General features: G+C 63.7%; 15 protein-coding genes. 5 read left to right on the forward strand and 10 right to left on the reverse strand.

Features of this window, described 5'->3' with window-relative positions:
* Nucleotides 1-35: 35 nt before the first annotated feature.
* From rimM to rplS, 3 genes are all read left to right on the forward strand, one after another.
* Nucleotides 36-545 (forward strand): 16S rRNA processing protein RimM, encoded by a 510-nt coding sequence (gene rimM, locus IPM06_05695; protein MBK8769907.1) that lies wholly within the window; start codon nucleotides 36-38, stop codon nucleotides 543-545.
* Nucleotides 542-1234: a tRNA (guanosine(37)-N1)-methyltransferase TrmD gene (trmD, locus tag IPM06_05700; GenBank protein ID MBK8769908.1), complete on the forward strand. Its 693-nt coding sequence runs from the start codon at nucleotides 542-544 to the stop codon at nucleotides 1232-1234. Before rimM ends, trmD begins: the two co-directional genes overlap by 4 nt.
* A 77-nt stretch (nucleotides 1235-1311) precedes the next feature.
* Nucleotides 1312-1710, forward strand: a complete 399-nt coding sequence (rplS, locus tag IPM06_05705) for a 50S ribosomal protein L19 (protein ID MBK8769909.1) — start codon at nucleotides 1312-1314, stop codon at nucleotides 1708-1710.
* Between the two features lie 67 nt (nucleotides 1711-1777).
* Here rplS and IPM06_05710 read toward each other — a convergent pair whose 3' ends face one another.
* The 3 genes from IPM06_05710 to IPM06_05720 are packed head-to-tail and all read right to left on the reverse strand — an operon-like array spanning nucleotide 1778 to nucleotide 4699.
* Nucleotides 1778-2707, reverse strand: a complete 930-nt coding sequence (locus IPM06_05710; protein ID MBK8769910.1) for a bifunctional 5,10-methylenetetrahydrofolate dehydrogenase/5,10-methenyltetrahydrofolate cyclohydrolase — start codon at nucleotides 2705-2707, stop codon at nucleotides 1778-1780.
* A 58-nt stretch (nucleotides 2708-2765) separates the two neighbouring features.
* On the reverse strand, nucleotides 2766-3530 hold the full coding sequence (locus IPM06_05715) for a bifunctional hydroxymethylpyrimidine kinase/phosphomethylpyrimidine kinase (GenBank protein ID MBK8769911.1): 765 nt from the start codon (nucleotides 3528-3530) through the stop codon (nucleotides 2766-2768).
* Nucleotides 3530-4699, reverse strand: coding sequence for an FAD-binding oxidoreductase (locus IPM06_05720; protein ID MBK8769912.1), 1170 nt, complete (start codon nucleotides 4697-4699; stop codon nucleotides 3530-3532). The genes IPM06_05715 and IPM06_05720 overlap by 1 nt, the downstream gene beginning before the upstream one ends.
* A gap of 130 nt (nucleotides 4700-4829) precedes the next feature.
* Between IPM06_05720 and IPM06_05725 the strand changes: the two genes are divergently transcribed.
* Both IPM06_05725 and IPM06_05730 read left to right on the forward strand, forming a co-directional pair.
* Nucleotides 4830-5687, forward strand: a complete 858-nt coding sequence (locus IPM06_05725) for a CoA ester lyase (GenBank protein ID MBK8769913.1) — start codon at nucleotides 4830-4832, stop codon at nucleotides 5685-5687.
* Entirely contained in the window at nucleotides 5684-6748 is a 1065-nt protein-coding gene (locus IPM06_05730; GenBank protein ID MBK8769914.1) for a MaoC family dehydratase, read from the forward strand. Before IPM06_05725 ends, IPM06_05730 begins: the two co-directional genes overlap by 4 nt.
* A gap of 3 nt (nucleotides 6749-6751) precedes the next feature.
* On the opposite strand, the gene IPM06_05735 is transcribed toward IPM06_05730, so the two are convergent.
* From IPM06_05735 to htpG, 7 genes are all read right to left on the reverse strand, one after another.
* Nucleotides 6752-7699 (reverse strand): AEC family transporter, encoded by a 948-nt coding sequence (locus IPM06_05735; GenBank protein MBK8769915.1) that lies wholly within the window; start codon nucleotides 7697-7699, stop codon nucleotides 6752-6754.
* A gap of 22 nt (nucleotides 7700-7721) precedes the next feature.
* The gene (gene leuD / locus IPM06_05740; GenBank protein MBK8769916.1) at nucleotides 7722-8327 is read right to left on the reverse strand and encodes a 3-isopropylmalate dehydratase small subunit; all 606 of its coding nucleotides are present in this window, start codon (nucleotides 8325-8327) and stop codon (nucleotides 7722-7724) included.
* A gap of 11 nt (nucleotides 8328-8338) precedes the next feature.
* Entirely contained in the window at nucleotides 8339-9289 is a 951-nt protein-coding gene (gene argC, locus IPM06_05745; protein MBK8769917.1) for an N-acetyl-gamma-glutamyl-phosphate reductase, read from the reverse strand.
* A gap of 149 nt (nucleotides 9290-9438) precedes the next feature.
* The gene (locus IPM06_05750; GenBank protein MBK8769918.1) at nucleotides 9439-9594 is read right to left on the reverse strand and encodes a hypothetical protein; all 156 of its coding nucleotides are present in this window, start codon (nucleotides 9592-9594) and stop codon (nucleotides 9439-9441) included.
* A 173-nt stretch (nucleotides 9595-9767) separates the two neighbouring features.
* The gene (leuC, locus tag IPM06_05755; protein MBK8769919.1) at nucleotides 9768-11177 is read right to left on the reverse strand and encodes a 3-isopropylmalate dehydratase large subunit; all 1410 of its coding nucleotides are present in this window, start codon (nucleotides 11175-11177) and stop codon (nucleotides 9768-9770) included.
* A 137-nt stretch (nucleotides 11178-11314) separates the two neighbouring features.
* Nucleotides 11315-11503 (reverse strand): hypothetical protein, encoded by a 189-nt coding sequence (locus tag IPM06_05760; protein MBK8769920.1) that lies wholly within the window; start codon nucleotides 11501-11503, stop codon nucleotides 11315-11317.
* A 318-nt stretch (nucleotides 11504-11821) separates the two neighbouring features.
* Nucleotides 11822-13699, reverse strand: coding sequence for a molecular chaperone HtpG (gene htpG / locus IPM06_05765; protein ID MBK8769921.1), 1878 nt, complete (start codon nucleotides 13697-13699; stop codon nucleotides 11822-11824).
* Nucleotides 13700-13971 lie beyond the last annotated feature (272 nt).

The raw sequence follows: 13971 nt of genomic DNA on the forward strand, positions 1-13971 counted from the left end.
TCCCTTGCACTTTCATCCGGAACGCTGAACCAGAAATGACCACCTCCATCCTCATCGGCCGCATCCTCGGGGCCCACGGCATCCGCGGTGCCGTGAAGCTCAAGAGTTTTGCCGCCAATCCCGCCGACATCGCAGCCTACAAGCCGCTGACCGCAGGCGATGGCCGCGTCTTCGAGATCGTCCATCTCAAGCCCGCCCGGGACGAATTCATCGCCGACTTGAAGGAGGTGCGCGACCGCAACGCGGCGGAAGCCCTCAAGGGCACGGACCTCTTCATCGCCCGCGACCACCTGCCCCCTCCTCCATCCGGTGAAATCTATCTCGCCGACCTCGTGGGCAAGCCTGTTGCCACCGCCGACCGGACCTTGGGTATCGTGACCGGCATCCAGAACTATGGCGCAGGCGACCTCCTCGAACTCGATTCGGGCGAACTCATCCCGGTGGCCTTCATCATCACAACCGATGCGGTCATCACCGTAGATCTGCCGGAGGGTTATCTTGACGCCGCGGACGAAAGCCAGCGCGGCCAGAACGGCAGGCCGTGAGCTTCGCAGCAACCATCCTCACCCTTTTCCCGGAGATGTTTCCGGGTCCGCTGGGGCTTTCCCTGGCGGGGCGGGCGCTGAAGGAAGGACTGTGGTCGCTCTCCCCCCACGACATCCGCAGCTTCGCCAAAGACCGCCACCGCACGGTGGATAATCACCCGGCAGGTGGGGGCGTCGGCATGATCCTGAAGCCGGACATCCTCGCCGCAGCGATCGACGGCACGCCCCATGAGGGACCGCGCCTCCTCATGTCGCCACGGGGCGAACCGCTGACGCAGGCCCTGGTGGCGGAACTTGCCGCCGGACCAGGCGCCCTCATTGTCTGCGGCCGATTCGAAGGCGTCGACCAGCGCGTCATCGACCGGCGCCATCTCCGGGAGATTTCCATCGGAGACTACATTCTTTCGGGCGGAGAGCCCGCCGCACTGGTCCTGCTGGACGCGATCGTCCGGCTCCTCCCCGGCGTCATGGGCAAGCTCGAAAGTGCGGCTGAGGAGAGCTTCTCCGGCGGCCTCCTCGAACACCCCCATTTCACCAAGCCAAACCGCTGGGAAGACGCGGAAATCCCCGCCGTTCTCCTCTCCGGCGACCACAAGGCCATCGCCCGCTGGAAGGCCGAACAGCGCGAGGCCCTCACCGCCGCGCGGCGGCCGGACCTGTGGCGCAAATTCCGGAACGGGGAAGGTTGACTTTTCCACAGAGTCCGCCCTAGAAGCCCCCCGAAACGGCTTCCACCTCTCGTGGGCGCCCGGAAAGGTATTCTGACATGAACATTATCGCGCAGCTCGAAGCCGAGCAGATGGCCGCTGTTGCCACCAAGCGCCAGCTCCCGGATTTTTCCTCCGGCGATACGGTGATCGTCAACGTGAAGGTGGTCGAAGGCGACCGCACCCGCGTGCAGGCCTATGAAGGCGTCGTCATCGCCCGTTCGGGTGGCGGACTGAACGAGAACTTCACGGTTCGCAAGTTGTCCTACGGCGAAGGCGTGGAACGTATTTTCCCGGTCTATTCGCCGATGATCGACTCGGTGAAAGTCGTTCGCCGCGGCAAGGTGCGTCGCGCCAAGCTCTATTACCTCAAGGGTCGCACCGGCAAGTCGGCGCGTATCGCCGAAGACCAGCGCCAGGCTTTCGCCGACAATGCTGCCGCGGCCAAGAAGGCCTGAGGCCCAACCCATTCCATGACGAAAAGGCCGGCGCTTGCGCCGGCCTTTTTCATTCCTGGGTCCCGCCTCAATTCGCCGGCGCAATTCCCACGATGCGGCCCCCGCCGCCAAACTCGGCAGCATAATGTTCCGCCTGCGTCCGCGCCGCCGTCAGCGCATTGCGCATCAGGATTGAAACGGTGACGGGACCGACACCGCCGGGAACCGGCGTGATCCAGCCCGCCACGTCGGCGCAGGGCTCGTAGTCCACGTCGCCCACCGTGATCATCTTGCCGTCTTCTTCGAACTGGTTGATACCGATGTCGATCACTGCCGCACCGGGCTTGATCATCGCTGCCGTGATGAAGCGGGGCTTGCCCACCGCAATGAACACAGCATCGGCGGCGCGCGAATGAATGGCGAGGTTGCGCGTCATGTGGTGGCACACGGTCACCGTGGCCCCCTCCGCCATCAGCAGGAAGGCGATGGGCTTGCCGACGATTTCCGAATGCCCGATCACCACGGCGTTGAGGCCTTCGAGCTGCAATCCTGTCCGCTTCAGCAATTCCACCGAAGCCGCCGCCGTGCATGGCGCCAACGCCACGTCGCGGTAGACGATGTTGCCGATGGAGGCGGGATGCATGCCCTCCACATCCTTCAGCGGATGGATCGCCGACTGCAGTTCCTTGATGTTGAGATGCTTGGGCACGGGCCTTTGGATGATGATGCCGGTGACACGTGGATCGGTATTGAGCGCCTGCAGGATGCCCAGCATTTCCACACGCGACACACTCTCCGGTAGGTTCCGTTCCTCGAACAGGATGCCCGCTCGCTCGGCACCGCGCGCCTGGTTGCGGACATAAAGATTGATCGCGGGCACATCGCCGATGGTGATTGACACGAGCTTCGTGGGCCAGCCCCGTGCCGAAAGTTCAGCGACACCCGATTTGACGCTGGTGATGATTTCATCGGCGACAGGCTTGCCGAGCAGGGCATTGTGACGGTGCGGAATGGTCATGGAAGGTCCTTGCGTGCCAATGCACGTGGCGTGCACGTGCCAAACCATGCCACCGCAATCAAGTGTTTTGCAGCACGCCAGCGACGCTTTTTGCAATCACGGTTTCAAGTTGCTGCATGGCCCTGTCAAGCGCCGCGACGGGTGGATGGGCGAGACGCGCGGCGAGGTAGGCGCCAGCGAGGAAGTCCCCCGTTCCATTGGGCACGCGGGCCCGCTTCACGGACGCGATGAAGTGCTTCGCCTGCGCCGTGCAGAGAAGCGTGCCGAGATGCTGATCATCCACGGGAACCGATGTTACAACCGCCTCGCCACAGGGCAGCGCAAGGGCAGCGGCCTCCGCCGAGGCCCGATCCGTCACGGCGACACCCGTCAGCCACGACAGTTCGAAACAATTGGGCGTGACGGCACTGGCGAGCGGCACCAGCAGTTCGCGGATGGCGAAGGCCACCGCATCCGGCACGTAGAGCCGCCCATCGTCGCCCAGCACGGGATCCGTCAGCACCATCAGCGCCGGGTTTTGCGCCTTGAGGCGGCGGATCACGCCCGCAGCCGCTTCAACCTGTTGCGGAAAGGCGAAATAGCCGGTCATCACTGCCGCGCAGTCTGCAAGTCCGCCCCGGCTCTCCACTGATTCGATGAGGCCCGCGAAGAGCGCCGCATCGGTCTTCTGCACAACGGGCATCCCGTGCCCGGGATGATGCGAGAGCAGGATGGTCGGCACTTGCAGGACCTCGTGTCCCGCCGCCTGCAGCACGGGAACGGCCGCCGTATTGCCGACCGGCCCCCACACCACCTGCGACGACAGGCAGAGGACCTTGGCCATCAGAAGATGTTCTTCTCGAACAGCGGTTCCTTGCGGTGGACCCGCTCGACGCCCATGCGCGTGAGATCGATGGTCTTGAAGCCGCCGTGGATGATGAGTTCGGAAATGGCGTTGCCCGTGGCTGGCCCCTGCTGGATGCCGTGGCCCGAGAAGCCGTTGCCCAGGTAGAAGTTCGGCAGGTCCGGATGCCGCCCGATGATGCCGTTCTGGTCGAACCAGTTGTAGTCGTAATGGCCGACCCAGCCACCCACCATCTTCACCGCCTCGAATACTGGCACACGGTGCGCAAGGCCGGGCCAGACTTTCGCCTCGAACCAGCTTTCGTCCATCTCCCAGTCTTTCACCTGCGGCTCTTCCTCATCCGTCGGCGTGAAGCTCCAGATGAAGTTGCGGCCTTCGGGACGGAAGTAATCGCCCGACACGTCGAAGGTGAGCGGTCCCTTGCGCAAGCCTTCCGGCGCATCTGGGCAATCGATGACATAGACGTAGCGCTTGGCGGGCCCCACAGGCAGATCAACGCCCGCCATGGCGGCGAGATCACCGGCGCCTGCACCCGCAGCATTGACCAGAGCACCGACCGTCAGGCTGTCGCCGTTCGCCAGGGTGATCCCCGTCACCTTGCCGTTCTGCTGCACGCCCGTGACCCGCTGGTGCACAAGGGTGACATCCCGGGCCAACGCAGCCCGCCGCACCAGCGACATCAGCGAATAGGGATCGAAATAGCCCTCGTTCTTCGGGCCGAAGGAACCTGCGGCAACGCCCTCGAAGTTGATCCAGGGGAATTTCCGGGCAAGCTCCTCACCCTTGTAGATGATGGTGTCAGCACCCATCGACGTTTGCAGGCGCTGGTTTTCCTCCAGCACGTCAACGCCCTTCTCGGTGGCCAGCACAAGATAGCCGCTCTCCTTGAAGCCGATCTCGGCATCGCTGCCGAATTCATCCTTCAGGTTGCGGATGAGCTTCAATCCGAATTGCGAAAGGCGGATGTTTTCCGGCGTCGAGAACTGCTGGCGGATACCGCCCCAGGAGAGCGCCGTGCAGGCATGTTTGAAGCTCATGTCCTGCTCGAAGATGGCGATCGAGCCGGTGAATCCGTTCTTGCGGAGATAATAGGCGGTGGAGCTGCCGACGATCCCGCCGCCGGCAATGGCAACATCAACATGGGTCATGGCCTCCTATTGCCTCACGACCGCGCCGCACTCAAGCGGCAGAGCCGCCGCAGCGGTGGACCAGCCCCCAAACCGGGCTGTGACAAAAGTCTGCTTTCCATGCTGCACTGCAAAAGCTAGCCTTTCCACCATGACCGCCTCCACTTTTCGCCCCCGCCGCAGCGTGCTCTACATGCCCGGTGCCAACGCCCGCGCCCTGGAAAAGGCAAAGACGCTGGCCGCCGATGCCGTGATTCTCGACCTTGAGGATTCCGTGGCACCCGAGGCCAAGGCCGACGCCCGCGCCACCGCCTGCACGGCCATAACGGCGGGGGGCTATGGTCACCGCGAGGTGGTGTTGCGCGTGAATGGTCTCGATACGCCATGGGGCAAGCAAGACATGGCTGCCGCAACAGCTGTACGGCCCGATGCCATTCTGGTTCCAAAGGTCTCCAGCGCGACCGACGTCATTCACGCCGCAGCCCTGAGCGGCGGACACCCCCTTTGGGTGATGATCGAGACGCCGCTTGCGATCCTCAATTTGAAGGAAATCGGTGAGGCCGCCCGCGCCGCACGTCTGACCTGCCTCGTGCTCGGCACCAACGATCTCCTGAAAGAGACGCGCATGAAGGGCAGCGATACCCGCGCCGCCCTCGTTCCCGCCCTGTCGCAGGCCGTTCTTGCAGCCCGCGCCTTCGGCCTCGACTGCATCGACGGTGTCTACAATGATTTCAAGGACGAGACGGGCTTCACCGCCGAATGCGAGCAGGGCGTGCGCCTCGGCATGGATGGCAAGACGCTGATCCATCCCACGCAGATCGACATCAGCAACCGCGTCTTCTCGCCCGCCGAATCGGAAACGGCCTGGGCCCGCAAGATCATGGAGGCCTTCGCCCTGCCGGAGAACGCAGCGAAGGGCGTGATTACCGTGGATGGCCGCATGGTGGAGCGGCTCCACCTCGCCATGGCCGAACGCATCGACGCCATTGCAAGGGCGGTCGCGCCATGACTTCCCCCCACACGCCCAAGACCAATCCCGGACATTTCTTCGAGGACTTCCGCGTCGGCCAGGTGCTGCGCCATGCCACGCCACGTACACTGACGAGCGGCGACGTGGGCCTCTACACCGCATTGTACGGCTCGCGCTTTGCAGTGCAGTCGGCGGACGCCTTTGCCCGCGGCATCGGCTACCCCCGTGCGCCTGTGGATGACCTGCTCGTCTTCCATGTCGTCTTCGGCAAGTCGGTGCCGGATGTCTCGCTCAATGCCGTTGCCAATCTGGGCTACGCCCAATGCCAGTTCCTCAGGCCCGTCTATGTGGGTGACACGCTCTACGCGATCAGCACGGTGACGGGCCTCAAGGAAAATTCCAGCGGCAAGACCGGCGTGGTCTGGGTCCACACCCGCGGCTTCAACCAGAACGACGAGGAGGTCCTCACCTTCGTGCGTTGGGTCATGGTGCGCAAGCGCGACGGCGAAGCCCCCGCGCCAGTTGCCGTTGTGCCTGAACTGGCATCGGGTGTGCCAGCCTCCGCGCTGGGCAGCGCCTGCCCGCAGATCAGCGGCAAGGCCTGGAACACTGCTCTCTCCGGCAGCCCGCACCGCTTCGCTGACTACGCCGTGGGCGAGCGCATCGACCATGTGGATGGCATGACGGTCGAGGAAGCGGAACACCAGCTCGCCACGCGGCTCTACCAGAACACCGCGAAGGTGCATTTCAACCAGCATACGGAATCGGCGGGACGCTTTGGACGCCGGCTCATCTACGGCGGACATGTGATGTCGCTGGCCCGCGCACTCTCGTTCAATGGTCTTGGCAATGCCTTCCACATTGCCGCCATCAACGGCGGCCGCCATGTGGCGCCGTTCTTCGCGGGCGGCACCATCTATGCCTGGTCGGAAATCCTGGAGGAATCCTGGGTCCCGGGACGCGATGACGTGGGCGCGCTGCGCATCCGCACCCGCGCCACCTGCGACCTTCCCTGTGCCAGCTTCCCCACGGCGGATGCGACGCCGGACCAGCCGGGTGTCATCCTCGATCTCGACTATTGGGCCCTGATACCGGTCTAGCGCCTAGATGTAGCCGGCATCCATGAGCCAGAGCAGGATGGAGGCCGTGATGGCGGCAAAGCCCGTGCCCAGCGCCACGGCGCCCGAGACGGCAGGCACCGCTTCATCGTTTCGCTGTGCGAAGAGAAACGCATTCGCCCCCGTGGGCATGGCGGCAAAGAGCACCGCGACCTTGATCCAGAGCGGCGGCAGCGTCACCGCATGGCGGGCCAGCAGGAACACGAAGGCCGGCATCGCGATCATCTTGAGCGCGATCAGCACGAACATGCCGCCCCATGACCCCTTGAGATTGTAGGCCGCGAGTGAAACGCCCAGCGCCACCAGCGCCGTCGGCACGCCTGCGTCGCTCAGCATGGCGAGCATCCTGTCGGGCACGGGATGGAGGCCCAGACCTGTCAGGCGCCACAGTCCACCCGCCAGCAGCCCGAGGATGATTGCGTTGGTCGCGAGCATGCGGAGCAGCGTCTGACCGGTATCGATGATGGAGAACGCTGCGGCGTTGCGTGCCAGTTCCCGGTGCAGCGTTGCCGAGAACCACAGCACGGGCGCATGGATGGAGAGGATCATGCCCAGCGGCACGGCGATCCCGTCACCGAAATGGGCAAGGCCGAGCGGCGTTCCGAGCAGGGCCAGGTTGCCGAAGCCCGTCGCCATGGAGGCGGCGGCGCCACCCGAGACATTGAGGCTCTCCACGAAATGCGAAACGACGGCAGCAAGAATCCACGCCATCGCCAGTCCGCCGAAGAAGGCGATCCACAGGGCCCAGGGCGCGCCCTCCTGTGAGGTCATGCTGGCGACGGTGCGGAACAGGAAGGCAGGAATGGCGACGTTGAACACGAAGAGCGTGATGCCCCGCCCCGCCACACCGTCAATGATGTTGGCCTTGGCCAGGCCATAGCCGACGACGATCAATCCGAAAACCGGAAGAACCGTCGTGACGATGGCGTTCATGGGAAGCTGCGCTGCTGCCGGCTCACAGCCAGCTGTGGCTCGCGGCGGCCTTCTTCTCGTAGGCGTCGATGCTGGCGGCCTTCTCCAGCGTCAGGCCGATGTCGTCGAGACCATTGAGCAGGCAATGCTTGCGGTGCGCATCGATGTCGAACCTGATCGTGCCGCCATCGGGCCCGCGGATTTCCTGCTTGGAAAGATCAATGCTCAGCGTGGCGTTGGCGCCGCGCTCGGCATCGTCGAGCAGTTTCCTCAGGTCGTCCGGTGAGACCACGATCGGCAGGATGCCGTTCTTGAAGCAGTTGTTGTAGAAGATGTCGGCGAAGCTTGTGGAGATGACACAGCGGATGCCGAAGTCGAGCAATGCCCAGGGCGCATGTTCGCGAGACGAGCCGCAACCGAAGTTGTCGCCCGCCACAAGGATTTCTGCCTTGCGGTAGGCCGGCTTGTTCAGCACAAACTCCGGCATTTCCTTGCCGTCCTGCGTGTAGCGCATCTCGAAGAACAGCGACTTGCCCAGTCCCGTGCGCTTGATCGTCTTGAGGAACTGCTTGGGGATGATCATGTCGGTATCGATGTTGACGATGTTGAGCGGTGCGGCCACGCCATTGAGCACGTCGAATTTCTGCATGATGCTGGTCCTTACGAAGAGAGGTTCACCGAGGCGGCTTCATCCGCTCCGGTCATGAGGTTGAGGTTCTGCACGGCAGCGCCCGAGGCGCCCTTGCCGAGATTGTCGTAGATCGCCATCAGCACCACCTGTCCCCGCTTGTCGTTGCCGAACACGTGAAGGCGCATGTCATTGCTGCCGTTGTGGGCTTGCGGGTTGAGGTTGTCGGCGGCGTCGAGGGCAGCCACATGCATGAAGCGCGCGCCGTCGTGATGCGCGGCAATCACCGCATGGATGTCTGCGGCGGTGATGCCCTTCTTCATCTGGGCGAGGTGCAGCGGCACGCTGGTCAGCATGCCTTGCGCAAAGTTTCCGACCACCGGCTGGAACACCACGTCGTGGGCGAGACCCGTATAGTGCTTCATCTCCGGCAGGTGCTTGTGGGAGAGTGAGAGCCCGTAGGGCCAGTAGTGACTGGCCGCGTTACCCTTTGACTCGTAGTCCTCGATCATCTTCTTGCCGCCACCGGAATAGCCGGAGACACCGCCATAGCTCAGCGGCACGTCCGGGGGCAGCAGCCCCGCCGCGATGAGCGGCTTCACCAGCGCGATGAGGCCTTGCGGCCAGCAACCAGGATTGGCGACACGCGCCGCATTGGCAATGCGCTCACGCTGGCTGCGCTCCATTTCGGCAAAGCCATAGGCCCAATCGGGATGGATGCGAAACGCCGTTGAGGCATCGATGACGCGGGTTTTCGCGCCCGGGGCAATCAATGACACCGCTTCCACCGCCGCCTCGTCGGGCAGGCAGAGGATCGCCACGTCGGCGGAATTGAGAAGCTCGCGCCGTGCCGCCGGATCCTTGCGCCGCTCAGGCGCGATCGACAGGAGTTCAAGATCGGTGCGGCCCTTCAGCCGGTCGCGGATCTGCAAGCCGGTGGTTCCGGCCTCGCCGTCGATGAAGATGGTGGTCCTGGTGCTCATGGTGCGGGGCTCATAGAACAACGGAGCCGCGAGTGCAAAGCGGTTGACGTCATGGCCTTGCTGCAAAAATGCCAGTGTGCCGGAGGAGCCGGCGCAAGGTCAGGATCAGGAAGTCCGGGAAGCCATTCCGCGGAATGGCGGGAGCGAGCTTATTCGCAAGCCGTCTGGCAGGGTTCGGGGAAGAGTTCGTTGCGCGCCTGCACCGTGGTGAAGGCGGCCATGGCGCCGGCGATGAGTGTCAGAATGACAAGGCCAAAAAGGACGCGGCGGAGAAATTTGGCATCAGCCGTAACAGTCGAATTCACGTGAAGTCCCCTAAAACTAGAATACCGATCGGCAACCCCGCTGCCGATTCGACGTTACCGCCCGGACGTGTCTTTAACGTAAAGACAACGTTACGCAACCCTTAACAGGACGATTCTGAATAGGTCATGAACAGGACTCGGCGCGCGGGCAATTCATCCCGCGCGCTCGCGTGTCAGGAGAGCTTGCGCACGTCGACGAAGTGCCCGGCCAGCGCCGCCGCCGCCGCCATTTCCGGCGAGACGAGGTGGGTGCGGCCCTTGTAGCCTTGGCGTCCTTCGAAATTCCGGTTCGAGGTGGAGGCGCAACGCTGCCCAGGCTTCAACTGGTCCGGGTTCATGGCAAGGCACATGGAACAGCCGGGCTCACGCCACTGGAAGCCCGCCTCGCGGAAAATCTTGTCGAGGCCTTCGGCTTCCGCCTGTTCCTTCACAAGGCCCGAGCCCGGAACGATCATGGCATAGGCGAGCCGCGACGAAACCTTCTTGCCCCTCACCACGTCGGCCACGGCGCGCATGTCTTCGATGCGGCCGTTGGTGCACGAGCCGATCCAGACCACGTCGAGCGCGATGTCGGTGATCTTCTGGCCGGCCGTGAGTCCCATGTATTCCAGGGCGCGGATCTTGGACTGGCGCTTGCCTTCATCGGGAATAAGCGACGGGTCGGGCACGGCACCCGCAACCGAGATCACGTCCTCGGGGCTGGTGCCCCAGGAGACGATGGGCGGCAGGTTGGCGCCATCCAGCGTCACGATCCGGTCGAAGTGTGCGCCTTCATCGGTGCGCAGCGTTTCCCAGTAGCGCCGGGCCTTGTCCCAGGCTTCGCCCTTGGGCGCCATGGGCCGTCCCTCGAAATAGGCGATGGCCTTTTCATCGGGCGCCACCATGCCGGCGCGGGCACCGCCCTCGATGGTCATGTTGCACACCGTCATGCGGCCTTCCATGGAAAGGTCGCGGATGGCCTCGCCGGCGAATTCGATGACATGGCCCGTGCCGCCGGCCGTGCCGATCTCACCGATGACGGCGAGGATGATGTCCTTGGCAGTGGAGTGCTTCGGCAGCTTGCCGTTCACTTCCACCTTCATGTTCTTGGCCTTCTTCTGGATCAGCGTCTGGGTGGCGAGCACATGCTCCACCTCAGAGGTGCCGATGCCATGAGCGAGCGCGCCGAAGGCGCCATGCGTCGACGTGTGGCTGTCACCGCAGACGATGGTCGTGCCGGGCAGCGTGAAGCCCTGTTCTGGGCCGACCACGTGGACGATGCCCTGGCGCTTGTCCATTTCGTTGAAGTAGGGAATGCCGAAGTCCTTGGCGTTCTGCGCCAGCGCTTCCACTTGGATGCGGCTCTCTTCCTCGGCGATGCCCTTGGAACGGTCGGTTGTCGGCACGTTGTGGTCGACGACGGCGAGCGTCTTCTCGGGATGGCGTACCTTGCGGCCCGTCATGCGCAAGCCCTCGAAGGCCTGTGGCGACGTCACCTCATGGACGAGATGGCGGTCGATGTAGAGCAGGCAGGTTCCATCGTCGGCCTGGTGGACCACATGGTCGTCCCAGATCTTGTCATACAGCGTGCGGGCCTTGCTCATCGGGATATCCTGGCGTGTCGGGCCATGGCGGGGCCATGGGCGGTCAAATGTCGCCGCTATGTAGCGCGTTGGCCCGAAGAGTCAAAGCCTGCCGCGCGCAGGCTGCATGGCCTGCATGCCGGAGAGACAGGCTGGCATCACACCAGCCCGCCCCGGTTCCAGCTGACGAAGGCCTTCGTCGCATCCCGGGCCTGCCGCACTTCGTCCCGCATGCGCTTCAATTGCCGGATTTCTTCGGGCGTGAGCCCGGCGAAGGTCCCCCCGGGGGCGATGCGTTCCTTCGGCCGGATATGGATCACCAGCCAGTCGAACAGTGAAAAAGTCATGGACGTTCCTTTCGCAGGAACGCCTTTCCGGCAAATCCCGCGTTGCAAGGCAGGCGCGCGCGAAGGCGCAAGCCGCTGCCGGTTTGATTCAGTATGATTCTTGGAAAGATGGGCGCCTGTGGCGCGTCATACGCTTAGCCGCTCAAGCCCCTGCCGGACCTGAACGGGTCCGGGGATCAGCGTCGCGTAAAAATATGCTCCATGGTCGATCCTCCGTGGCGATGAATGAGGATGGTTCTCGTAACGGCAAATCGTCAAAAAGAAAACAGGGCGCAGAAATCTTCAGCGCCCTGTTGCAATCACGTCACGCTCGCTTTTTCAGGCGAAGGCCCGGCGCATCACCTCGGCCATGCGCCGCGCGAAGGCAGCGGGGTCGGCCACGGGCTCACCCTCCAGCACCTGCGCCTGGTCCAGCAACAGGTGGGCGGCATCGGCCACGGCATCGGCCCCCTTGCTGTTGGCCACGGCCGCCAGCGCCTTGATGAGGCCGTGGCCCGCATTCACCTCAAGCACCGGAGCGCTCAGCGAAACACCGGAATCCTGCTGGCGCGACAACAGCCGCTCCAGCGTCCGGTCCATCATGCCGTCGGCCACGAGGCAGACGGGGCTGTCGGTGAGCCGCTTCGACACGCGCACCTCTTTCACCGATTCACCCAGCGCCTGTTTCAGCGCGCCGAGCAACGCCGTGGTTGCGGCATCCGCTTCAGCCGGCACCGCCTGTTCCGTGGCGGGCTTGATGGCATCGAGGTCGGCAACCCCCTGCGTCACAGACTTGAACGGCTTGCCGTCGAAGCCCAGGGCGGTGCGCACCCAGAAGGAATCCACCGGGTCGGTAAGCAGCAGCACCTCAACATCCCGTGCCTTGTAGCCTTCAAGCTGCGGGCTGGACTTCGCCTTCGCCGCATCCTCGGCTGTCAGGTAATAGATCGCCGTCTGGTTTTCCTTCAGTCCGGCAAGGTAATCACGCAGCGACACGTTCTCGCCCCTGGTCGAGCGGAAGCGCGCAATCTCGAACAACTGGTCGCGGCGCTCCATGTCTTCATAGAGGCCTTCCTTGATGACCGGCGCAAACGCCTCCCAGATCTTGCCGAAGGTCGCTGCGTCGCTCTCGGCGCATTTCTTCAGCTCGCTGAGCACGCGGTTGGTCACGGCCTTGCGGATCGCCGCCACATCCGGATTGTTCTGCAGCATCTCGCGCGACAGGTTGAGCGGCATGTCGGACGAATCGATGACGCCGCGCACGAAGCGCAGATAGGGCGGCAGCAGCGCCGCATCATCAGCGATGAAGACGCGCCGCACATAGAGCTTCTGCCTGCCCTTGCGCTCGGGATCAAAGAGGTCGAACGGCTTTTCCGCCGGCACGTAGAGCAGCACGTTGTATTCCTGCCGGCCCTCGGCGCGGTAATGGATGGTGAGTGCGGGCGGTTCGGCCGAATGGGCGAGACTGTCGAAGAACTCCTTGTGCTGTTCCGCCGTCACCTCGTTCCTGGCGCGCATCCAGATGGCGCTGCCGGAGTTGATCTGGCGCGTCTCTTCACCGCCGGCGAGGAGGATGGGATGCACGATGTGGTCGGAGTAGCTGCGCACGACGCTCTCGATCTTCCAGTCTTCGAGATAATCCGCGGCGTCCGGCTTGAGGTGCAGCACGATCCGCGTGCCGCGTCCGCCGGCCTCCGCCGTGTTGACGGTAAAGGTGCCAAGTCCGTCCGAGGTCCACACATGGGCAGCAGCCTCACCCGCCTTGCGCGAGATCACCTCGATCTTGTCCGCGACCATGAAGGCCGAATAGAAGCCGACGCCGAACTGGCCGATCAGGTCCGGCGCATCCGCGGCTCCTGCCATGAAGGCTTCCGTGCCGGAGCGCGCGATGGTGCCGAGGTGCGAGGCAAGTTCATCCGCCGTCATGCCGATGCCGGTGTCGGTAACGGTCAGCGTCTTCGCGTCCTTGTCAGGCACCAGCGTAATGGTGAGCCCGGGTTCCGCTTCGAGGAGATGCGGTGCTGCAATCGCCTCGTAGCGCAACTTGTCGAGTGCGTCGGACGCGTTGGAAATCAGTTCGCGCAGGAACACGTCGCGGTCGGAATAGACCGAATGCACCATGAGCTTGAGGATCTTGGCGACCTCCGCCTGGAAGGCCTGGGGCTCACCCGTGGTTGCCTTGATCTTGTTCTTGCTCTTGGACTGGGCCGCCGCCATTTTCACACCTCGCCTGAAATTCTTGCGTGAATGTGACGCCCATATCGGCAGGGCCATGCAGTGCGTCAAGAGGGAGTGCTGCGGCGCAAAAAAGAAGCGGCCACGAAGGGCCGCTTTCAGACTCTGACTCAACTCACGAAGAGTTGGGGGCCCGGCCGGATCTTACGCGGATCCCGGAGGGGCTGGGGGGCTGAAACCGGGGCTCCATCCAGCCGGGCTATCGAGGCAACATCTTCTGTATCCTCCCCCATCTTGGCGCTCGCATGATGCAA

The sequence above is a fragment of the Hyphomicrobiales bacterium genome, assembly GCA_016710435.1.
GTDB lineage: Bacteria > Pseudomonadota > Alphaproteobacteria > Rhizobiales > Aestuariivirgaceae > Aestuariivirga.